18 protein-coding genes and 1 tRNA gene are annotated in these 20875 nt (G+C 61.8%); 1 reads left to right on the top strand and 18 read right to left on the bottom strand.

Annotation, left to right across the window (positions count from 1 at the left end; translation table 11 throughout):
* Positions 1 to 18: 18 nt before the first annotated feature.
* The 7 genes from OXT71_11995 to OXT71_12025 all read right to left on the bottom strand — a co-directional run bounded on the left by OXT71_11995 (position 19) and on the right by OXT71_12025 (position 7226).
* The gene (locus OXT71_11995) at positions 19 to 804 is read right to left on the bottom strand and encodes an SDR family oxidoreductase (protein MDE2927111.1); all 786 of its coding nucleotides are present in this window, start codon (positions 802 to 804) and stop codon (positions 19 to 21) included.
* Between the two features lie 83 nt (positions 805 to 887).
* Positions 888 to 1616, bottom strand: coding sequence for an NAD(P)-dependent oxidoreductase (locus tag OXT71_12000; protein MDE2927112.1), 729 nt, complete (start codon positions 1614 to 1616; stop codon positions 888 to 890).
* Positions 1613 to 2287 carry an NAD(P)-dependent oxidoreductase gene (locus tag OXT71_12005; protein ID MDE2927113.1) on the bottom strand — a complete coding sequence of 225 codons (675 nt, stop codon included), beginning with the start codon at positions 2285 to 2287 and terminating at the stop codon, positions 1613 to 1615. Before OXT71_12005 ends, OXT71_12000 begins: the two co-directional genes overlap by 4 nt.
* 164 nt (positions 2288 to 2451) lie before the next feature.
* Positions 2452 to 3441 carry a prolipoprotein diacylglyceryl transferase gene (locus OXT71_12010; protein MDE2927114.1) on the bottom strand — a complete coding sequence of 330 codons (990 nt, stop codon included), beginning with the start codon at positions 3439 to 3441 and terminating at the stop codon, positions 2452 to 2454.
* Positions 3442 to 3605: 164 nt separating this feature from the next.
* Positions 3606 to 4892 carry an ammonium transporter gene (locus OXT71_12015; GenBank protein ID MDE2927115.1) on the bottom strand — a complete coding sequence of 429 codons (1287 nt, stop codon included), beginning with the start codon at positions 4890 to 4892 and terminating at the stop codon, positions 3606 to 3608.
* A gap of 32 nt (positions 4893 to 4924) precedes the next feature.
* On the bottom strand, positions 4925 to 6244 hold the full coding sequence (locus OXT71_12020) for a Gfo/Idh/MocA family oxidoreductase (protein MDE2927116.1): 1320 nt from the start codon (positions 6242 to 6244) through the stop codon (positions 4925 to 4927).
* 67 nt (positions 6245 to 6311) lie between these two features.
* Positions 6312 to 7226, bottom strand: coding sequence for a sugar phosphate isomerase/epimerase (locus OXT71_12025; GenBank protein MDE2927117.1), 915 nt, complete (start codon positions 7224 to 7226; stop codon positions 6312 to 6314).
* A gap of 230 nt (positions 7227 to 7456) precedes the next feature.
* Between OXT71_12025 and OXT71_12030 the strand changes: the two genes are divergently transcribed.
* Positions 7457 to 7544, top strand: a tRNA-Leu gene (locus OXT71_12030).
* Between the two features lie 97 nt (positions 7545 to 7641).
* Here the strand turns inward: OXT71_12030 and OXT71_12035 are convergent.
* The 11 genes from OXT71_12035 to OXT71_12085 all read right to left on the bottom strand — a co-directional run bounded on the left by OXT71_12035 (position 7642) and on the right by OXT71_12085 (position 20748).
* Positions 7642 to 8046: a response regulator gene (locus tag OXT71_12035; GenBank protein ID MDE2927118.1), complete on the bottom strand. Its 405-nt coding sequence runs from the start codon at positions 8044 to 8046 to the stop codon at positions 7642 to 7644.
* Positions 8043 to 9500, bottom strand: coding sequence for an Asp-tRNA(Asn)/Glu-tRNA(Gln) amidotransferase subunit GatB (gene gatB, locus OXT71_12040; protein ID MDE2927119.1), 1458 nt, complete (start codon positions 9498 to 9500; stop codon positions 8043 to 8045). Before gatB ends, OXT71_12035 begins: the two co-directional genes overlap by 4 nt.
* Positions 9482 to 10432: a tRNA (adenosine(37)-N6)-dimethylallyltransferase MiaA gene (miaA, locus tag OXT71_12045; GenBank protein ID MDE2927120.1), complete on the bottom strand. Its 951-nt coding sequence runs from the start codon at positions 10430 to 10432 to the stop codon at positions 9482 to 9484. Before miaA ends, gatB begins: the two co-directional genes overlap by 19 nt.
* A 25-nt stretch (positions 10433 to 10457) precedes the next feature.
* Complete coding sequence (locus OXT71_12050; protein MDE2927121.1) at positions 10458 to 11444, bottom strand: Gfo/Idh/MocA family oxidoreductase; 987 nt, start codon at positions 11442 to 11444, stop codon at positions 10458 to 10460.
* Positions 11441 to 12292 carry a UDP-2,3-diacylglucosamine diphosphatase LpxI gene (lpxI, locus tag OXT71_12055; GenBank protein ID MDE2927122.1) on the bottom strand — a complete coding sequence of 284 codons (852 nt, stop codon included), beginning with the start codon at positions 12290 to 12292 and terminating at the stop codon, positions 11441 to 11443. The genes OXT71_12050 and lpxI overlap by 4 nt, the downstream gene beginning before the upstream one ends.
* A 107-nt stretch (positions 12293 to 12399) precedes the next feature.
* Positions 12400 to 13197 (bottom strand): acyl-ACP--UDP-N-acetylglucosamine O-acyltransferase, encoded by a 798-nt coding sequence (gene lpxA / locus OXT71_12060; protein ID MDE2927123.1) that lies wholly within the window; start codon positions 13195 to 13197, stop codon positions 12400 to 12402.
* A gap of 10 nt (positions 13198 to 13207) precedes the next feature.
* Positions 13208 to 13657 (bottom strand): 3-hydroxyacyl-ACP dehydratase FabZ, encoded by a 450-nt coding sequence (fabZ, locus tag OXT71_12065; GenBank protein MDE2927124.1) that lies wholly within the window; start codon positions 13655 to 13657, stop codon positions 13208 to 13210.
* Between the two features lie 71 nt (positions 13658 to 13728).
* On the bottom strand, positions 13729 to 14736 hold the full coding sequence (gene lpxD, locus OXT71_12070) for a UDP-3-O-(3-hydroxymyristoyl)glucosamine N-acyltransferase (GenBank protein MDE2927125.1): 1008 nt from the start codon (positions 14734 to 14736) through the stop codon (positions 13729 to 13731).
* A 72-nt stretch (positions 14737 to 14808) separates the two neighbouring features.
* Complete coding sequence (locus OXT71_12075; GenBank protein ID MDE2927126.1) at positions 14809 to 15390, bottom strand: OmpH family outer membrane protein; 582 nt, start codon at positions 15388 to 15390, stop codon at positions 14809 to 14811.
* 20 nt (positions 15391 to 15410) lie between these two features.
* Complete coding sequence (bamA, locus tag OXT71_12080; protein MDE2927127.1) at positions 15411 to 18056, bottom strand: outer membrane protein assembly factor BamA; 2646 nt, start codon at positions 18054 to 18056, stop codon at positions 15411 to 15413.
* A 250-nt stretch (positions 18057 to 18306) separates the two neighbouring features.
* Positions 18307 to 20748: an ATP-dependent Clp protease ATP-binding subunit gene (locus tag OXT71_12085; protein MDE2927128.1), complete on the bottom strand. Its 2442-nt coding sequence runs from the start codon at positions 20746 to 20748 to the stop codon at positions 18307 to 18309.
* Positions 20749 to 20875 lie beyond the last annotated feature (127 nt).

The raw sequence follows: 20875 nt of genomic DNA on the forward strand, positions 1-20875 counted from the left end.
CGCCTGAATGGTTCCGGGTCAGCGCGCGGTGAATCCTCCGTCCACCGGGAGCAGGACGCCGGTGACCCAGCGGGCTTCGTCTGAAGCGAGGTAGACGGCGGCGGCGGCGATGTCTTCCGGTTCGCCCAGCCGTCCCAGCGGATGGTTGCGAATCATTTCGGTCCACGCGTCCGGGTCCTTCTTGAGACGGCGAAACATCTCCCGGTTGATGTCGGTGATCACGAAGGAGGGATTGATGGCATTGACGCGGATGTTGTGCTCGCCGAAATCGACGGCCATTTGCCGGGTCAGGACGGACACGGCTCCCTTGGAGGCTCCGTAGGCCGGCCGGATCGGCAACCCGACCAGTCCGGCCACCGAAGACATGTTGACGATGGCGCCCCCGCCCTGGCGGATCATTCCGGGGATCACGGCCCGGCTCATGAGGAAGACGCCTTTGGCATTGACGCGGAGGGTCTTGTCCCAGTCCTCCTCCCGGGTGTCGAGCACGGTTTCCCGGGACGGGATGACTCCGGCATTGTTGACCAGGATGTCGATGCCCTCCAACAGAGAGCAGGCCGTGGAAACGATGCGTTCCACCTGGCGCGACGAACCCACGTCACCCGCCACGACGTGAGCTTCCCCGCCCTCTTGGCGAATCGATTCGACGACCCGGTGCGAAGCCTGCTCCTGGATATCCACGACGGCGACACGCGCCCCCTCCGCGGCGAAACGGCGGGCGATGGCCTCTCCGAGACCGGCGGCGGCGCCGGTGACCAACGCCCGCTTCCCCGCCAGCCGTGCCGATGGCAATCGGAGCTTCACGCGGATGTCCTCCATCCGGAAGTTGCGCGGCTCGCTTGGCGCCTCATCCAACCCACCCTACCAGCATCCATCCTCTGGGGACGTCACCGTTTCCAAAAGTCCTCGAAACCGAAGGTCGGCCGCCACCCAAAGACTCGCTTGACCTTCTCATTGGAAAACTGGCCGTGAGGAAAATCAGCAGAGACGAAGTAGGCTTCGTACCGCGACGGCAACTGTTCCAATGGAACGTCCAGGGCCAAGGGAAACAGGGCCGCGGCGTCCTTCCAGGTGACGGTGAACGGAACGAACGTGGGCTCGTCGTCCGGGCGCGGCCGAGTGTCCCGGAAGTGGTAGAAGAGGAAGGAGGTGACATAGAGATCCTGATTGCGAGTGAAGATCCGGCAGACCTCCTCGGCCAGTCCCTTGGTCAGGGCATACAGGTGAGTTCCCGGCCGGGGCGTGACGTCCGGATGCATGGCGAAGTCATAGGGTTCGCAGGTGGCGGGTCCCGTGACGGCATAGAAGGGACCGGTCTGGATGAACCGTCGGATCCCGTGCCTGCAGGCCGCCGCCAACGCATTGTAGGCGCCCCGGGTGTTGACGTCGAAAGCCAGGCGCCGGTCATGCCGCAGCACGGACAGGTTGATGATGGCGTCCATCCCCTCCGCGGCGTCCGCCACCTGGTCCGATTCGGCGACGTCGACCCGCCGGTACTCGTGGGGCCCTTCGGCGGACTCCTTGACGTCGGTCAGCCTCAGCTCGTGCCGGCCCTCCAACGCCCGGACCACGTGGGGGCCCAGGTATCCGGCGGCGCCCAGAATCAGGACCTTCACGCCGGCCTCCAGGTCGACTTGAATCCCAGGATCCGTTGTGCCCGTTCCGTACCGTATCGCTGTCCGGGAAGTCCGGACTGGATGTGGAACACCGAATATCCAGGCAACTCCGCCGTCAGCGACCGTCTGACCGCCTCGACCGTGTCCTGGACGGTGACCCCGTCGGGGCAGGAATGCTCCGTGTCCCACAGGATCGACCCCAGCCTGAGACAGACGGCCTGGAGTTTTCCCTCCCTCGCGAACTCGCGGCACACGATCTCTCCCAGGCGGTAGGCGAGAGCCGGCGGTTCCTCGGCCGGCCAGGGCAACCATCTCTCGGTGACCCGGAGACCGGCGGGATACCGGTCCATGATTTCGAGGGAACTCAATTGAACCACGCGGGGAACACCGGCCTCCGACGCCGCCCGGAGCAGGTTGTACAGGCAGCGCGTCTGTCGATCCAGGCGAAAGGAGACATCCTCTGCAGGGTCGGTCCAGCCGGTCCAGATGATGGCTTCCATTCCCTCGACCAACCGCCGTGTTTCGGTATCGTGGTTCAGATTGCAGGGAACGAAAGGGTGACGGCTCCTGACCGGCAGAGTGTCGGTGAGAACGACCCGGTGCCGCACGGCCAGAGCCTGGGACAGATGTTGGACAAGCCGATTCCTGGCGGTTGTGAACAGCAGCTTCATAGGATGATCCAGCCGCCGACGCGAGACCGGCCGGTATCGACTCGAATCGAGCGGCGCCGCCTTCGCTATGCCTGAGTTCAAATTACAGGGTTCTCGTTGAATGATCCAGACTGGGGAGTGGGGTGAAGCGGATGTCGCGCTCGAATGGAACGGATCGCCCGCCCTCACCGGGGCCGCGCCGTTTCGGTAGGCGGATCGGTATCTATCCTGGGATACAGCCACGAGTGGGTCATCCCCGGGTGACGCTTGCCGTAGCGGGAAGGCACATCCTGGGTCCAGTTGCTGGGGATGGTCAGGCAGAACAGCAACAGGCAGGCGAAGACGACTCGCTGGGCGGCCAGAGGCCGCTTCGGGGCCGCGGCCCGGGGGGCGGGTCCCGGATCACTCCGGAGACGTCCCTGCCTCCGCAGACGGGAGCGATAGAGCAGGATCGCCCCCAGCAGGACCATCAGGATGTTCAGGGTCTGACCCGTCCCGATGGGGAGACGGTGGGTCGGATAGTCGCGGAAGATATCGATGACGAACCGGGGAAGCGCATACCAGAAGACGAAGCGGGCCGCGACGGCGCCGGCGGTCCTGTTGGTCCGTCCGACCCGGAGCAGGTACCCCATCAACAGCAGATTCTTGGCCCCGTCGTAGAGGACGACCGGATGGCGAAAACCCTCCGCGTCGGGGAACTTCACGCCCCACCAGGCATCGGTGACGCTGCCGACGATCTGGCCGTCGATGAAGTTCCCGATCCGCGCAGTACCCATGAGAAACGCCGCCGGTATCACCAGAGTGTCGGCAAGGGGCAGGAACGGTTTCCGGTACAGGCGCGCAAAGAGCAGCAGGCTGAGTCCGGCGCCCGACATGACGCCGTGGGTGGCCATGCCGCCTAGCCAGAAGGCCGGGATCAGACCTGGATTCCGGCTGTAGAAGGGCCATTCGTCGAAAGCGATCTCTACGGCGCGGCCTCCGGCCAGAACCCCGATGACGATGAACAGGCTCAGGCTCCAGACCTCCCGGTCCGACAACCCCAACTGCCGCTTGGACCGCCGGACCGAGAGGTGCAGATGCAGGAACCCGAGGGCGAAGCCGAGTCCGTACCACCACAGGTGCACTCCGCCGACGTCGAAGAGGATCGGATCGATCTGGTGGGTGTAGGGTCCCATCTTGGATCGCTTCCGCGTCAGGGTTCAGTTGGCTGCCCGAAATCGATGAATTGCGGGCCCCGGGAATTGGACAGGCGCAGCCGACTGTCCACCCGAAGGAGCCCACAGCTTCGATGACCTGAATTCAACCTCCCGGACGGGAGAGAGTGGAGGCGTGAAGGCGGTCAGACTGCGGAACCGGGCGGAATCATGGTCGTGCCTTCGCCACGGCCATACGCGTCTTCGCCATGCTCCAGGATATCCAAGCCGGTCCTTTCATCGACTTGAGCCGGCCTCAGGGTCCCAAACAGCGAAATGACCTTCAGAAGCACCCAGGTGACGACGCCGCAATAGACGATGGTGGCGAGGACGCCCACAGCCTGGATCACGACCTGCATCGCGTTTCCATTCAGCAGGCCATCGGATCCACCCCAGGCCGCGTGAGCGAAGACTCCGGTCAGCACCGCACCGCTCAATCCACCCATTCCGTGGGCGGCCGCCACGTCCAGGGAATCATCCAATCCGGATCGGGATCGAAAGAGAATCGCGTAATAGCAGGGGAACGTGGCGATGGCGCCGATGGCAATGGCTCCCATGGGACTGACGAAACCTGCCGCCGGGGTCACGGCCACGAGCCCGACGACGATACCGGTGGCGGCTCCCACTGCCGTCGCCATCCGGTCCCGGACGGCATCCAGAATCATCCAGACGGTCAACGCGGCGGCTGGAGCCAGCAGGGTGTTGACGAAGGCCAGAGACGCCGTACCGTCGGCCGCCAGAGCGCTGCCGCCATTGAAGCCGAACCAGCCGAACCAGAGCAGTCCGGCGCCCAGGAGGACGAACGGCACGTTGTGGGGAATGATCGCCTGCCGCCCGTAGTCGCTCCGGGGTCCCACCTGCCAGGCGGCGACGACGGCCGCCGTTCCCGCCGTGACGTGGACCACCGTGCCTCCCGCAAAATCCAGGGCACCCATCTCGCCCAGCCATCCGCCGCCCCAGACCCAATGGCAGACCGGGCCGTACACGAGCAGCACCCAGCCGGCGATGAAGGCCAGATAAGGCCCGAAGCGGATCCGCTCGACCACGGCTCCGGAAATGAGCGCCGCCGTAATGATGGCGAAAGCTCCCTGATACGCCGCGAAGAGGAGGTGTGGAATGCTGCCGTTGGCTTCCAGGTTCACGCCCTGGAAAAAGAGATGTCCCAAGCCGCCCAACCAGGGTTGCATGCCCTCGCTGGCCGGGGCGAAGGCCAGGCTGTAACCGGCCAGGACCCAGACCAGGGCGGTCACGCCCAGGGAGGCAAAGCTCATCATCATGGTGTTGAGGATGTTCTTGGACCGGACGAGTCCGCCGTAGAAGAAGGCGAGTCCCGGAGTCATGAGGAGGACCAGAGCACAAGAAACCAGCAACCATGCCGTATCCGCAGCCGAGATACTCGCAGTGGCTGCAGCGGTCATTTCGGTTTCTGCCATGGCCGGTTCCCCTCGCTGTTCAGGACGCTGATCTATGCAGGAGTGATCGTCCGCTTGTCAGGGTCGAAAATCATCTTGCGGCCGCTCCACAAGGAGTCCGTGGCCATGATGCAGGCGATGGAGTGTCCGTATCCTGCTTCCGGCGGGCAGGAGATTCCATCGACGTCGCGGCGGCGGACGCAGTCGAGCCAGTTGGCCATGTGAGGGAAGCGATGGTTCGGCATGGCTCCCGGCTCACCGGCGATATACTCGCCCTGCATCTGCTTCGCTCCCGGCTTCAGAGCTTCATCGCCGCGAATCCCGTCCCCGGAAACCCGCCAGGGCACTTCGTTGAAGAGCGGCGACTTTTCAAACGAGAGGGTTCCCTTGGTTCCCTGAAAGATGTAGCCGGTCCCGGCGCCGTTGATCAGGCAGCAGCCGTAGCTGGCCAGGAATTTCTTGTCTCCCGTTCCGTATTCGAAGACGGCCTCGGTGGTGTCCGGATTCTCGCGGTAATCCTTGTAGCGGTAGATGCCGCCTTCGGCCCGGGCGCTCAGGGGGTAGGGTTCCCCGGTGAGGTAGTGGAGAGTGTCGATGTCGTGGCTCATCCACTGGTCGTAGATTCCGCTGGAGAAGTCCTTGAACAGCCGAAAAGACCGGTAGATCCGGGGATCGAAGGGACGATCGGGCTTACCCAGCAGAAACTCTTTCCAGTTCAGATCCTCTTCCCGGCACTCGGCCAGTTGCTCCGGGCTGCGGCGCCAACGGTAAGGACTGTATTCGTTCTCCACCAGACTGACTCGAACCACATCGCCGATGAGTTGGTCCTGCATGATCCGGCGAGCGGCGATGCACTTGGGATGGCTTCTTCCCTGGGTGCCGATCTGAACCACGGTGCCGGCCTTCCTGCAGGCGTCCAAGGCGTCGTTGGCCTCGGACAGCACGTTGGCCATGGGCTTTTCGCAATAGGCATCCTTTCCCGCTTCCGCCACCATCTTCAGCATCTTGCCGTGCTGGTGGTCGGCCGTGGCGATGATGACCGCATCGATCCCGTCATCGGCCAGAAGGTCGTCGATATGGTGATAGAGCGTGGTCTCGCTGCCATAGTGCTCACGGAGGTGATTGGTGGCGATTTTCTGGTTCCGCTTCCAGATTTCGCAGACCGCGGTGACCCGTGCGTTGTACGCATCGGCATGTTCCAGGCACTTCCGCAACAAGTACATGCCCCGGCCGCCGGGACCCAGCACCGCCACCTGGAGGGTGTCGTTGAGGCTGCGGCCCCTGGCCAGGAGGGACCCCGACAGTCCGGTCATGACCGCGCCCGCCCCTGCGGTGGCCCCCATGAAGCTGCGACGATTCAATTCCTTGGTCATTTCCTGATCTCCTTACGTATTGGTCACTCCGGACAAGTTCCGCTACCCGGGCCGTCCTCCAGAGGGCTCAACCCCTGGAAACACCCGCCTTTTCAAAAGCCCGGGACATCTGCCGATAACAATACCTGGCTGCCGCCAACGGGTCGTAACCCGGTTTTCTGTGAATCTGTCCACTGACCTCGAGAACGATCGATCCCCGATAACCCTGGGCCTGAAGTTCTTTGAGATAGCTCACGTAGTCCGTATCGCCATCCCCCGGCAGCAGGAATTGCGTCTTGCCCTGGTCGTTGATCGTCGCGTCCTTGGCATGTGCGAAGACCGCATGGGAACCAAGCAGGCGAATCGAGTCCACCATGTCGAAATTCATGGCTCTGAAATGACTGTAATCATACGTCACCCGAACCCACGGGCTGTCGGCCTGCCGCATCAACCAGAGAGCACCATCGGGACTGTGCAGGGCGCTCCCCACGTGCGGCTTGATGGCCAGCAGGATCTCTTGGGAGCGGCCAACCTCCGCCCATTCCCGGAGCTTCTCGGCCATGGGCTCCTTCGCCTGGTCCCACTCGGAGGTCTTCCCTCCCAGCGTCAAGACCAGTACGGGGCGCCGGTGCCGCCGCCCGGGGGTCCTCACGTTGAAGGGATAGATGTCGCGCCAGAGTTGCGCCGCCCGTTTGATCCGCTCCAGGTTCTCCCGGTGGGCCTCGGGACCCACCAGCAGCCTCAGGTCCTCGTCCAACCCGCTCAGCCCCAGTCCCAACTCACCGAATAGACTGGCCAATTCACGCCGGGCCGACCGGGTGAGAATCTTGGGATCGTCCTGCCAACCGGGATAGATGGCCGGCTCCACATCGTCGTACCCCACCTCGCTGGCCATGCGCATGGCGTCCGGCGTGCGGAGGGTTCGATTGTTGTAGAGACTCCACCCGAGGCCGATGGCCAGTTTCGGTTTGTGCCCGGAAGCGGCGGCCCGACCCGTGGACATCAGCGTCACAGCTCCTGCTGGAATGGACTTGAGAAACGCTCGCCGGTGGAGCTGGGACATTCCGGATTTCCCTTCAATTCGACGCCGCAAAGTCTAACCTACCACCCCTGATAACACAAACCTCCGAGCCCCGTCCCAATGGCGTCCCGGATCCGGATTTTTCCTTGCAATTTCCCGCTTGTCCGTTGCTGCACCGGCCACCGGTTGTGGTGTAAACTCACCGGCAGGTCGCCGGAGTGGTGGAATTGGCAGACGCGCTGCGTTCAGGACGCAGTGGGCTAGACGCCCGTGGGAGTTCGAGTCTCCCCTCCGGCACCAAATCCATTTTGCAATGTCGTGGTTTGGGGGCGCGCCTGGTGGGCGTCCTTTCGCCCATTGTGCCCACAGCGGAGAAGTTGCCGGGAAACGACGCCCTTTACTTCGCCTTCGGAACGAGCCGGTCCAACTTTTCCCGCAGCTCCGTCATGCTGTAAGGCTTGATCACCACCTCCTGCCCCCCCGCAGCCAGGATTTCTTCGGAACTTCCCTCCATGGCCGCGGCGCCGATGGCCAGGATCGGAACCCGATCCAGGTTTCCGGCCCGGCGAATCTGACGGATGACCCGGAATCCTCCTCCTCCGGAGATCATCATGTCCACGATGATCAAGTCGGGTCTGAAACCCATCAGGTCCGCCAAGGAGGACCGGGGCGAGAACGACTGCGTGCGAAAGCCGAGGCTCTGCAAGACGAATTGAATCGAGTAGATGTCGTCGGTCTTCTCTTCGATCACCGCCAACCGTTTCGACTCGACAGTCGGGGCACGCGGACGGCGGCGCCTCACCGGTCCAACATCCTTCTGAGCAGCTCGTTGACCATTTTCGGGTTGGCTTGCCCGCGGGTCTGCCGCATCACCTGTCCCACGAAGAATCCCAGCAGGCCCCGCTTCCCATTCCTATAACGTTCGACGGCACCGGCATGCGACTCCAAAATCCCGGAAACGACGGATTCCAATTCGCTCCGATCACTGATCTGGGCCAGGTTTTGCTCCCTGACGATCTTCCCTGGAGACTTGCCCGTCTCATACATCCGGTCGAAGACACCCTTGGCCATCTTGCCGCTGATGGTTCCGTCGTCCAGGAGACGGATCAGCTCGCCGAGATCCGCAGCCTTGACAGGAGAATCTTCGAGGCCGCGCCCGTCTTTTCTCAGCCGGTGGGTCACATCCCCCACCATCCAGTTCAGAACCGACTTTGGATTTCCGGCCCTCTCGGCGGATGCTTCGAAGTATTCGGCAAACTCGGGGGTCCGGGTAGCCACGAGGGCGTCACCGGGATCGAGACCGTACTGGGAACCGAACCGGCGCGCGCGGTCTCCAGGAAGCTCCGGCATCTGATTCCTGATCTCATCCAACCGCTCAGCCGAGATCACGACCGGAAGGAGATCCGGATCGGGAAAGTACCTGTAGTCGTGGGCCTCTTCCTTGCTTCTCATGGGACGCGTCACTTCCAGGTCCTCATCCCACAGCCGCGTCTCCTGAACGACTTGCCGCCCCGACTCCAAGACTTGAATCTGCCTCCGGATCTCGTAGTCAAGAGCCTTGTTCAAAAATCGGAAAGAGTTCAGATTCTTGATTTCAGTCTTGGTTCCCAGCGAAGTCTCCCCCCGTGGACGGACCGAGACATTGGCATCGCAGCGAAGACTCCCTTCCTCCATGTTGCCGTCACACAGCGACAGAAAAAGCAGGACTCGTCTCAGGTAGTCCAGGAACTCGCTGGCCTCCTTGCCCGACCTCAGATCGGGATGGGTGACGATCTCCATCAACGGGACTCCGCATCGATTCAAGTTGACCTGCGTGTCCTGCCTCGCGGCATGAATCGACTTGCCGGCGTCCTCCTCCAGATGGACTCGGATGATCCCCACGCTGAGTTCACGCACTGTTCCGGGCGTCCCCCGAGCCAGGCGATCCAGGGTCAGAAGCCGCACCCGCCCATCGACCGCCAGCGGCTCTTCAAACTGGGAGATCTGATAACCCTTGGGAAGATCAGGGTAGAAATAGTTCTTTCGAGCGAGGAGCGAACGCCGGTTGATGCGGCACTCCAGGGCCATTCCGGCGATGGCCGCCATCTCCACCGCTTGGACGTTGACCACCGGAAGCGATCCGGGAAGACCGAGGCAGACCGGACAGGTCTGGGAATTCGGGGGAGCTCCGAACCGGGTGCTGCAACCGCAGAACACCTTGCTCCGGGTGCGCAGTTGGGCGTGGACCTCCAGACCGATTACCGGCTCGTACTGCATCGGACCAACTCCAGAAGCTGCTTCAATGCCGGCTCCGACTCCCCGGGCCATGGGATCCACTGCATGCCGTCCTCCCGGCGAAACCAGGTCATCTGCCGTTTGGCGTAGCGACGGGTGTCCCGGATCGTCAGCTCGATGGCGTCCTCCATGCTCAACTCACCCCGAAGGGTCTGCAAGGCGTACCGGTAACCCAACGCCTCGAAGGCCTTGCATCGCTCATCGTACCCCTTCCGCAGAAGTCGATCCACTTCGTCCAGCAGGCCATTCCGAAACATTTCACGGGCTCGGGAATCGATCCTCTGATAGAGGAGAGGCCGGGGCAGGTTCAGTCCGATCTTCAGAATGCGGTATCCGGCGAGCGGTATTCGCTGCTCCTGAAGCCGGCTGATGGGAGTCCCCGTCAGGAAGTAGACCTCCAGTGCCCGTATCAGGCGCCGCCGGTCTCCCCCGCCGATCTTCCGGGCCGTCGCGGGGTCCTTTCGAGCCAGCAGACGATGCAATCTCTCCTGACCTCGGCGTTGCACCATCTTCTCCAAGCGATCCCGAACGGCATCACACCGTGAAGGTCCTTCGAAGACTCCCGCCAGAAGAGCCCGGAGATAAAGTCCCGTGCCCCCCACCACAAACGGCGTCTTTCCCCGATCCCGGACCTGTCGACAGACTCTCCTGGCCTCCACCATGTATCGGCCTGCGCTGTAGAACTGGTCGGGATCCAGGAAATCGTAAAGGTGATGGGGCACGGCCCCGGTTTCCCGGGCCGACGGTTTTCCGGTCCCGATTTGGAGTTCCCGATAAAGTTGGAGCGAATCGCAGTTGATGATCTCCCCGTCCAGCCGGAGGGCCGCCTCGACCGCGAGGGCGCTCTTGCCCGAGGCCGTCGGGCCGGCGACGGCGATCAGGAGGGGATCTTCGGGCGGCGAAAGCGTCTTCAACGCAAACGTTCCCACTCGACGGAGGTCACCTGTTTCTTCCGGAGATGGACGACCCGTGCCGGCCGGCCACGGTCATCCGATCCAGAATCTCCAGAGCCAGATCCAAGACCCGGACGCCCTCCCCGCCGCTGCACCCACGCCCGATTTCCCGCCCCTGGCCGTGCCGGCCCGCGATCTCTTCCAGGAACGCGGTAATCTCCATTTTCAATGGTTCTTCCTGCGTCACCTGAGGAGACCGGTTGACGATTCGCTTGGACCCGTGCACCTCCACCATGCTCGAGACTTCCGCCACCTGGCGGTCCAGGTCGAGGGAGATGTAGTCGTCCGCCTGGAAGAACCTCAACTTTCTCATCTTCTGTTTCGAGACCCGGCTCGAGGTGAGATTGGCGACGCATCCGTCCTCGAATTCAAGACGGGCGTTGGCGATGTCGATCCGTGGAGTGAGCACCGGAATCCCGACCGCGCGAATCTCCCGGATCGGACTCCGCACCATCTGCGTGATGAGATCCAGATCGTGAATCATCAGGTCCAACACGACGTCCACATCCAGACTGCGAGGCGTCAGCACGCTGAGCCGGTGGACCTCGAAAAACCGGGGAGTCTTGATGAAGGGCCGAATTGCCAGCACCGCGGGATTGAAGCGCTCGGAATGACCCACGTGGAGAACGGCCCCGCGGGCCTCGTCCACCATGCGCGTCGCGGATTCCACGTCTTCGGCGATGGGTTTCTCCACCAGGACGTGGATTCCCCGTTTCAAGAACGGAAGGGCGACCTCGGCATGCAGTGAGGTGGGAACCGCCACGCTGACGGCGTCGACCCGATCCAACAGAGGGTCGTGATCGGGCCAGGATCGGCAGTCGTACCGGGAAGCCAGCTCCCGCCGCCTCTCCGGAATCGGGTCCGCGACTCCCACGAGCTTCACTTGGGGGAGGCTGCTGTAGATACGGGTATGGTGACTCCCCAAAACCCCAACGCCGACGACTCCTACCCGGATCCGGTCTTGGGCGCTCATTGGCAGACCACCGCTATTCTCGACTCGTCAGCGCCCCGGACGAACTGGTCGCGGTCCAGGATCAGAGTCCGTCCGGAATCGATGGAGAGGGCTGAGACGCGGCACTCTTTCAAAACCTTCAGTGTCTCCGACCCGACGACCGGAACGTCGAATCTCATTTCATTGCGGGCACGCCCGGCCTTCACCACCGTGAGACGGCTCCCTGCAACCAATTCAGCCGCTCTCCGAATGGTCGCATCCGTCCCTTCCATGGCCTCCACTGCCACGACGGCCTGATCCTTGACGACCACGGTCTGACCCAGGTCGAGCCTGGACAACTCCCTGGCCACCTCCCGGCCGTATTCCATGTCCCGTTTTTCCCGGTCGTTGGGCTTGCGGCGAGTGAGCACCCCCGGGTCCGGGATGAGGCCTGAAAGCAGCCAGGTCGAGTCCAGGACCTCGATTCCCTCGTCCCTCAGGACTCCGATGACGCCCTCGATCAGCGACCGCGTATTGCGCCGCCGCAGGGATGCCAACATGCGCAACATCCTGCCGTCGGGCAACGCGGACAGAATTCCCGCCGGCGTCCGAACGCCGGATGCGAATATCCGGACATGTTTTACCTGGCCGGCCATGACCGCGTGCCGTATGCCCTCGCTCTTGAACACGCGAACCAGCTTCCCCAACTGGCCCAATCCGATCCAGTGAAACGACGATCCACTGGAGAGCCGGCCCGTTATCTTCTCCAACCGGGGATCCGCTTCTTCCCGAATGGCTGCCACAACCACCGGCAACCGCCGATTCCGGGCTTCATTCAGCACCAGGAACGGGAAGCGTCCGTTGCCGGCGATCATTCCGAGATTTTTCATTTCCACCGATTCCCCTCCCCGTTCCCGAGGAGCGCTCGAGGAGAAACCCGAGCGGGTTTCGCTCAACCCGGCCCACGCGAGCTACCGGAGCACCCGGACAGGGGCGGCTAACGCACAAAACCCCGCGTCGAGGCCTCCAGGAATTGCAGCAGCGTTTCGACGTCGGGCGTTGCCAACTCTTCCTGCCGGATGCCTTCGCGAGCGTCGGGCAGGGTGAGACCCTTTCGGAAGATCCACCGGTAGGCTCTTCTCAGGGAAAGAATCCGTTCCTCCGAGAATCCCTTGCGGGAGAGGCCGATGCCGTTGATCCCGTAGGTCCGGGCCTGACTGCGATGTCCCACAACCTTGATGAAAGGCGGAGCGTCCCGGGTGATCACGGAGTAACCGCCGATGAAGGCGTGCCGTCCCACCCGGCAGAACTGGTGCACACCGGTGAACGCACCGACCGTTGCCCCGTTATCGATCTCCACATGACCCGCCAACGTCGCCGCGTTCGCGAAAATTCCGTCGTGCCCCAGGTGGCAATCGTGCGCCACATGCACTCCCGTCATGAACAGGTTGCGACTCCCGATGGTAGTCTTGCCTCCACCCTGAGCGGTACCCCGGTTGATGGTGACGAACTCGCGGATGATGTTGTCGTCACCCACCTGCAGCGAGGTCTTCTCTCCTCCGTACTTCAGATCCTGGGGATCGGTCCCGATGGCCGATTGCCCCACGATTCGGTTCCGCTTGCCCAAGCGGGTGGGGCCTTTCAGGATGGTGTGAGGACCGACCGAGGTCTCCTCACCGATCACGACGCCGTTCCCGACGACGGCAAAGGGACCGACGGTCACTCCATGCCCCAGTTTTGCGCCGGAGGACACCTGTGCCGTGGGATGAATCTGAGCGCTATCGGCGGCGGGCATGGCGTCGACCTCAGCCGGAAACGACCGAGGCACGGTCCACCAGAGAGAACAGGATCTCCGCTTCCGCCGCACGCTGGTCTCCGACAAAAGCTTGGCCCCGCAGCTTGCCTGCCCGGCCCCTGACCCGGACGACCACCATTTCAAGCCTGAGCTGATCTCCCGGCCTGACCGGGCGGCGAAACCGGGCCTTCTCGATACCCATGAGAAAAACCAGCTTTGTTTCCCGGTTCGGAAGGGATTTGAACACCAGAAAGCCACCGGCTTGCGCCATGGATTCGATGATCAGGACTCCCGGCATGATGGGCGCTCCGGAAAAATGGCCTTGAAAGAACGGCTCGTTGAAGGTGACGTTCTTGATGGCCACGATCCGTTCGCCCTCGTGGAATTCGACGATCCGGTCCACCAGGAGCATGGGATAGCGATGAGGGAGGAGATCCATGATCTCCTGAATGTCGAACATGCCGGGTTCCCGCCCTTCCTTCAAGAGGAGTATCCTACCCACCACCGGAAAGGGGATTCAAGGTGCGACATTCACGGCCGCCTCTTCTTCCAGGCCCGCCATTCCGCCATGAGTTGAGGGAGGCGCCGGGTCAGGGCCTGAATCTTCACCGTCGTGCGGTGGTCTCTGGCCGGCTGGCCGGACACGGTCATCCCGTCCGGGATGTCCTTGGTCACTGCCGTCTTGGCCAGGACCTTGACACCGTCGCCGATTCGCACATGATCGACGACACCCGAGTGTCCCGCCAGAACGCAGTTGCGGCCGATCGTGACACTGCCTGATACACCCACCTGGCCGACGATGACCGTGTTCTCGCCGATGGTGCAGTTGTGCCCGATGTGGACGTGATCGTCCAACTTGACGCCTCGGCAAATCGTGGTCCGGCCGAAGGTGGCCCGATCCACGCAACTGTTGGCGCCGATCTCCACGTCGTCCTCGATCACGACCGTTCCCCGTTGGGGAATCTTGACCTGACGTGTCCCGTCGAAAACATAGCCGAACCCATCGGCTCCGATCACGGTTCCGCTGTGCAGGATCACGCGCGCGCCGATGCGAATGCCATCGTAGATGGTCACATTCGGATGCAGCACACTGGCTGGACCGATGGAGCAGCCGTTCCCGACATGAACCCCGGAATGGAGGGTCACCTCTTCGCCCAGAGTGACGCGGTCGCCGACGTAGGCATGGGGATAAATGGACACCCTTTCGGGAATGGAGCAGTCCCGGCCCACGGTAGCGCCAGGCGATACGCCGGTGGCCACAAAGGGCGCCTGGTGGATGAATTGCAAGAGCCGTGCGAAGGCCAGCTTCGGGTTGTCGACGCGGAGCAGGGGACGGTTGTGAAACGGCGCCTTCCTGGAAACGATGACGGCCGACGCGCCGGACTCGGGAATCCGCTCCTCGTATCGCTTGCGGACCGCAAGAGTCAGATCCCCCGGACCAGCCGTCTCAAAGGGCCTCAAGCGCCTGATGGGAGTGTCTGGATCTCCGGCGACCTCTCCACCCACGTATTCCGCGAGTCGGCGCAGAGGATAGACCACCGTCGTTCCCTTCCGGGCAGGCACGCCCCAGCGACGGCCCGAAACGCTCAGCGACCTGGCGAAAAGTTCGCGCTAGGGCTGGGCCGGAGCGGACGAAGCGGAGGAAGGCCCCGGGTGACGCTGGTTATAGATGGAGACGAGTTCCTTGGTGATGTCCAAGGAGGGATCCACGTAACTTTGGGACTCGTTGCGCAAGAAGATGACCGAGTAACCATTCTGCTGGGCATACTCGTTAATGATGGTCTGTATCTTGGTTCCGATCTGTTCCAGCAACTGACGATTCCTGGCCTCGGACTCCAACTGGCTGTCTTCCTGCTTCCGGCGCAGCCTCCGGTCCCGATCTTCGATGGTCCTCATCATTTCGGTTCGAGTATCCGGATTGAGCGTCCGTTCCTGGGCGGCAAACTGTTCGCGCAACCGGTCCAATTCGGTTTTGTCCTGCTGCAGTTCCTGCTGTCTTGCCTCGGCCCACTGCTGAAACTCGCCCATCTTTTGCCGGCCCTCGTCGGTCCCTTGCAGGACCTCGACCGAATTGACGAATCCAACCTTGAGCCCGCTTCCGGCCAGACCCTGCGACATGCCCCAGGGTGCTGCAGCCATCAGACCCGCAAGGCCGGCAACCAAGACCAAAATTATCCGAGATCTCGTGAACATGATCCCCCCCAATTTCCTTACTAGAAGGTATATCCTACCGTAAATCGAATGTTCCTGCGACGTTCCTGCATCGGATAGCGGATGCCGTTCACCGTAACCGTGGTATCCATGACCAGAGGATTGTAGGCGAATATGAGACGAAACGGCTGGTTGAGCATGGGCATGACGAACTGAAACTCCATTCCCGTCGACAGCCGCCAAACGTTGTTGGTGTTCTCCAACAGGTCAATGGCCGTATTCGGCCCGAAGAGTACCAGCTTGTTCCTGTTCAGCACCGTATTGATTCCGAAATCCGCGAATGCCGCCAAATGGATGGGGCCGGCCACGGGTATTCGATACTCGCCCGTCAGCAGCAATGAGGTGTCGCCGCCGGCCGGAACCAGATTCTCGCTCAGCGCCGGAAGTCCCGTCCGTTTGTCGATGATGGGATTCCCCGATTCGTCCCTCAGAGGCGAACGTGTCTTGGCCCACGGGGTCACCGACCTCAGGTCGAAACCACGGAAGTCGAACTCTCCGCCCCGGTAGATCCGTTCGAAAAAGGGCACCGTCATGGGGCCGCCATTAGGCAACTCTCCATACGGATACAGGTGCAGGATCTGAGCCCGGAAACCCAGACTGTTGCGGCCCCCGCTCATCCAGCGGTCTTCCATGAATTTTTGATATTCGAGTATGGGCGAGATGACGTTGTAGGTCCCTCCCAAGGGACCGCCGGCAAACGGAACCGAGAGTCGCAACATGGTTCCCCGGGTGGCGCCGAAAAATGCGTTCTTGCTGTTGTACGTCCAACTGGGCGTGACCTCGCTCCGGATGATGCCCTCTTGCGCATCTTCCCGGCCGCCTCCGGGAGTGAATCCGGTCAACTGGCTCAAGGCAAAGTCGCTGAAGTTTTCCGCGACGTCGGTGATGCTGATTCTCTGGAGCTGGTACGACAGTCCCACCCGCACCCACCGCCAGAGAGGATAGGCGGTCTGCACGCTGAAGCCGGTGCTGCTTCGGGTAAACAGGTTGACGTTGTTCTCCGGCAGAAGCAGGCCCCAGAAAGCCGTGAAGGTGTCGTAACGGAAACGCTGGCTGAAGACGGAGAACCCCAGGGACAGGCGCGTGTCCAGAAAATAGGGTTCCTGGAAGGAGAAATTGTACTGCTGGGTTCGAGTGCCGGTGACCGCCTGGACGTAGATCTGTTGGCCCAATCCCCGAAAGTTGTTGGTCGAATAACTGATTCCGATGAACTTGCCGCTGATTCCGCTCACGCCCCCGGTCAGGCCGATGGACTGCTGACTCTGCTCCTTGACCGTGACCAGGACGTCCACCTCGGCCAGATCCGGACGCTTGACGACCTCGTAATCCTTCTCCTCGATCTTGTCGAAGAACCCCAACTGATTGAGACGAATGACGGAGATATCCAACAGGTCGCCATTGAACTGACGCTGCTCCTCCAGCAGAAACTCCCGCCGGAGGACCTTGTCCCGGGTCTTGGTATTTCCCAGGAAGTTGATCCGCTTCACCAGGTACTGCTTCCCCTCCTCGACGCGGATCGCGACGTTCATGACATTTTCGTTTTCGCCCTTGTCGATCTCGGGAATCGCCTCCATGTCCAGGTAGCCGTAACGGGCGTAGAGCTTTTTCAGGTCCTCATTCGCCTTCTGCAGTTGGACCCAGTTGAAGATTTCGCCCTTCTCAATGTTGTAGGCGCGAGTCAGGACTTCGGAGTCGAAGTTCTTGATGCCCTCCAGCTTGAAGTCCCCGAATCGGAACTGAGGTCCCTCGTCGATGGGCACGGTGATGAAGTACTGCTGCTTGGTCTTGCGGAAACCGAACAGAATGCCTCTGCCCGCCTCCACGATCTCCACCTTGGGCTCGCCGAGCCGGGCCTCCATATACCCCCGCTCCCGGTACTTGTCCATCATGTTGACGTGGAGATCGTGCTCCACCTTCTCCTTGATGTACTTGTCGAGACCCTTGAAGAGGGTGATGGGCCCCCGCTCCTTGGTCAGCTCCAGGCCTCCCCGCAATTCCTTGTCGGAAAAGACGGTGTTGCCCTCGAACTGAATCTTGCCGATACGCACTTTGGGGCCTTCGTCGATGTTGAAGACCACCTTGACGGCGGAGGAGGTGATCGGTTCGACGGTGACCTCGACTCGGCCCAGCGGGCGCCCGTTGGTGTCCAGCAAGGTCCGCAGGGCCCGCCGGGCCTTGGGCAGCTTGGCGCCGTCGAAGGGGTTGTCGACGGTCATTCCGACCTTGAGTTCCCGGAACTGCTCCAGCACGTCCGATTCCTTGAAGGACTTCATGCCCTCGTATTCGATGGTCCGAATGAGGGGACGTTCCTTGACCTCGAACAGGACGATGGTTCCCGTCTCTCCCTCCATCTTCTTCACCTTGGCATCGACGAAGAAGTTGGTGTTGAGGAGACTCCGGTAATCGCGGAGGATCTGGCCTTCGTTGTAGACGTCCCCCTGCCGGCTCTGGATGTAGAAACGAATGGTGTCTTCGCTGATGCGCCGGTTCCCGAGGATGCGCACTTCCTCCAGGCGCCCGGCCGACTGGCGGGCTTGGGCATCGAGAAGCTCGGAGCTTCCCAAGGAAAGCGCCAGAACCAGCAGCACGTTCCGGTAGATCCGGGCGGTGTTCAGTCTGTGAGCGGCACGAAACGTTTGGCCCATCATCAAGATTCTATCCAGATGCCCCTCGCCAGAACAATTTTCGCTCGACGAAGCATCCCGACCTCTGACCTGGATTGGGAGACCGGCGGCTCGGCAGCCCGCGGCATAAGTCTCCGTGACATCTGACCAGAGTCGCCTCCCGGCGGAAGATGCTGCTCCTCGGTCACATACTCCCCGTATGCTTCCTCGTCACGTCTTGCCCGGCGAACCGCTCGCCGCTTCAGGTCCTCCGCGGGACTTACACCCCGGACCGTTACGCGATCCCGAATGACAGGGGAACGCCTGCACTCTTGGATCCCTTGGCCCGATAGTACAATGCTCCACCCTTGATAAAGATGGAGAGAGTTTCCTTTTCTTTCAATTTCCCCTGAATAATCAACTCCGAGACCGGATCTTCAATATATTTCTGGATGGCTCGCCTCAGGGGACGGGCGCCATAGGAACGGTCCCGGCAAGTCTTGTCGATGATCCACTTCTTCGCGCTCTTGCCCAATGATATTCGGATCTGCTTCTGGGAGAGGTTCTCATTGCCCTTTTCCATGAGCAGGTCGACGATCTTGCCCAGATCCTCTTCGGTGAGGGAATCGAACAGGATGAGGTCGTCCACCCGATTCAGGAACTCGGGATTGAAGACCCGCTTCACCTCTTCCATGATGACCTCTTCCACCCTCTCCGTTCCCTGGTCCGTCCCGCTGGCGAACCCCATCTGGGGTTTGTTCATCAGGTACCGGGCTCCGATGTTGGAGGTCATGATGATGATGCTGTTCTTGAAGTCGACCGTATTCCCGTGGGAGTCGGTCAACTGGCCGTCCTCGAAGACCTGCAGCAACAAGTTGAAGATGTCGAAGTGGGCCTTTTCGACTTCATCGAGAAGGACCACGCAGTAAGGATTGCGCCGGACCCGTTCCGTCAACTGGCCACCCTCTTCGTGTCCCACGTATCCGGGCGGCGATCCGATGAGCTTGGAGACCGAATGTTTCTCCATGTACTCGGACATGTCGAAACGGATCAGGGACTTCTCGCTTCCGAAGAGGAACTCGGCTAGCGATTTGGCCAACTCGGTCTTGCCCACTCCCGTGGGCCCCAGAAACAGGAACGATCCGACGGGCCGGTTGGGATGCTTCATCCCGGCACGGCTCCGGCGAATGGCGCGGGCGAGCGCCGAAACCGCCGTGTCCTGGCTGATCACGCGGCGGTGCAGGTCCACCTCCATGCGCAGCAGCTTCTGCGTCTCCTCCTCGCGCAAGGCGCTCACCGGAATTCCGGTCCAACGGGAGATGACCTCTTCGATATGTTTTCGACCCACTATCGGGGTGACGCGATTCTTGAGCTTCCAGCGGTCCTTGACGATCTTCAGGTTCTCGCGCTCCACCACCTCGCGGTCCTTGAGCTGGGCCGCCCGGTCGAATTCCTTGGCGGATATGGCGTCGTCCACTTCGCGGACGGTCACCCGGATCTTCTGTTGGAGAACCGTCACCTCGTCCGGAAAGGAGGTGTAGTTGAGCTTCACCCGGGCTCCAGCCTCATCCAGGACGTCGATGGCCTTGTCCGGCAGAAACCGATCGGGAATGTAGCGATTGGAATGGCTGACCGCAGCCTTGATGGAATCGTCGTCGTACTCGACCCGGTGGAAACTCTCGTAACGTTCCTTGATGCCGTGGATGATCCGGATCGTCTCTTCTTCGCTCGTCGCCGCCACCTTTACGGACTGGAAACGACGTTCCAACGCCCGGTCCTTCTCGATGAATCGGCGGTATTCGTAAGGCGTCGTCGCCCCAACGCACTGGAGATCCCCACGCGACAGGGCCGGTTTCAGGATGTTGGCCGCGTCCAGGGAGCCCTCCGCCGACCCGGCGCCCACCAGTGTGTGCAATTCGTCGACGAAGATCACGAACTGGGGGTTCTCGATGATCTCCTTCATGATGGACTTCAACCGCTCCTCGAACTGCCCCCGGTACTTGGTGCCGGCCACGATCAAGGAAATATCCAGAGCCAGAATTCGTTTGTCCAGGAGCATGGCGGGAGCGTCGCCGTTGACGATTCTCTGGGCCAAGCCCTCGACGATCGCCGTCTTGCCCACACCCGGCTCACCGATCAGAGCCGGATTGTTCTTGGTCCGGCGGCAGAGAATCTGGGTGACCCGCTCGATCTCGGCCTCGCGGCCGATGAGGGGGTCCAATTCGCCGCGAGTCGCCGCTTCGGTCAGATCCCGGCTGAACTCGGTCAGGATCAGCGACTCCTTCACCTTGTGCGGGGTCGGACGCCCCGGATTTCCGGAGAGCTCATCCCGAACCCGCGCCAGGTGCAGCCCTTTTTCGCTCAGGATCGCGGAGGCCGCCGACTTCTCTTCCCGGAGCAGGCCCAGCAGAATGTGCTCGGTCCCGATATAGCTGCAAAGAAGGCGCTCCGCTTCTTCGGCGGCAAATGTGAGGACCCGCTTCGATTCGTCGCTGAGAGGGAGTTCCACCGAAGTCGAAACCTTCTCCCGAACCCCCGAACGGCCCTCGATTTCCTTGCGAATCGCCTCCAGCGTGGCTTCGCTCCTGCGGAAGAAACGGCTGGTCAGCCCCTTGTCCTCCCGGAGCAGGCCCAGCAGGATATGTTCCGTTTCGATGGACCGGGAACCGAGCTGGCTGGCCTCATAGCGGGCAAAGAAGATGACCCGCCTCGCCTTTTCCGTGTACTTCTCAAACATGAGGCGATTTCCGCCTAGATTTAAGCAAACCGAAAATGCTCGGGCAAACGGCTTGCCGGACCCGTCGATTATACACACGCATAGTGAACAAGCGGGGAAGCGGAGTCGGCACAACCGCTCCGGGATC

The organism is Acidobacteriota bacterium, assembly GCA_028874215.1.
Taxonomy (GTDB): Bacteria; Acidobacteriota; UBA6911; order RPQK01; family JAJDTT01; genus JAJDTT01.

What these genes read in the sequence shown, in the direction of transcription:
- OXT71_12005 (MDE2927113.1), bottom strand. Translation starts at nt 2,287, where the DNA reads ATGAAGCTGCTGTTCACAACCGCCAGGAATCGGCTTGTCCAACATCTG.
- OXT71_12010 (MDE2927114.1), bottom strand. Translation starts at nt 3,441, where the DNA reads ATGGGACCCTACACCCACCAGATCGATCCGATCCTCTTCGACGTCGGC.
- OXT71_12015 (MDE2927115.1), bottom strand. Translation starts at nt 4,892, where the DNA reads ATGGCAGAAACCGAAATGACCGCTGCAGCCACTGCGAGTATCTCGGCT.
- OXT71_12020 (MDE2927116.1), bottom strand. Translation starts at nt 6,244, where the DNA reads ATGACCAAGGAATTGAATCGTCGCAGCTTCATGGGGGCCACCGCAGGG.
- OXT71_12025 (MDE2927117.1), bottom strand. Translation starts at nt 7,226, where the DNA reads ATGTCCACGGGTCGGGCCGCCGCTTCCGGGCACAAACCGAAACTGGCC.
- gatB (MDE2927119.1), bottom strand. Translation starts at nt 9,500, where the DNA reads ATGCAGTACGAGCCGGTAATCGGTCTGGAGGTCCACGCCCAACTGCGC.
- OXT71_12050 (MDE2927121.1), bottom strand. Translation starts at nt 11,444, where the DNA reads ATGAGCGCCCAAGACCGGATCCGGGTAGGAGTCGTCGGCGTTGGGGTT.
- lpxI (MDE2927122.1), bottom strand. Translation starts at nt 12,292, where the DNA reads ATGAAAAATCTCGGAATGATCGCCGGCAACGGACGCTTCCCGTTCCTG.
- lpxA (MDE2927123.1), bottom strand. Translation starts at nt 13,197, where the DNA reads ATGCCCGCCGCCGATAGCGCTCAGATTCATCCCACGGCACAGGTGTCC.
- fabZ (MDE2927124.1), bottom strand. Translation starts at nt 13,657, where the DNA reads ATGTTCGACATTCAGGAGATCATGGATCTCCTCCCTCATCGCTATCCC.
- OXT71_12075 (MDE2927126.1), bottom strand. Translation starts at nt 15,390, where the DNA reads ATGTTCACGAGATCTCGGATAATTTTGGTCTTGGTTGCCGGCCTTGCG.
- bamA (MDE2927127.1), bottom strand. Translation starts at nt 18,056, where the DNA reads ATGATGGGCCAAACGTTTCGTGCCGCTCACAGACTGAACACCGCCCGG.
- OXT71_12085 (MDE2927128.1), bottom strand. Translation starts at nt 20,748, where the DNA reads ATGTTTGAGAAGTACACGGAAAAGGCGAGGCGGGTCATCTTCTTTGCC.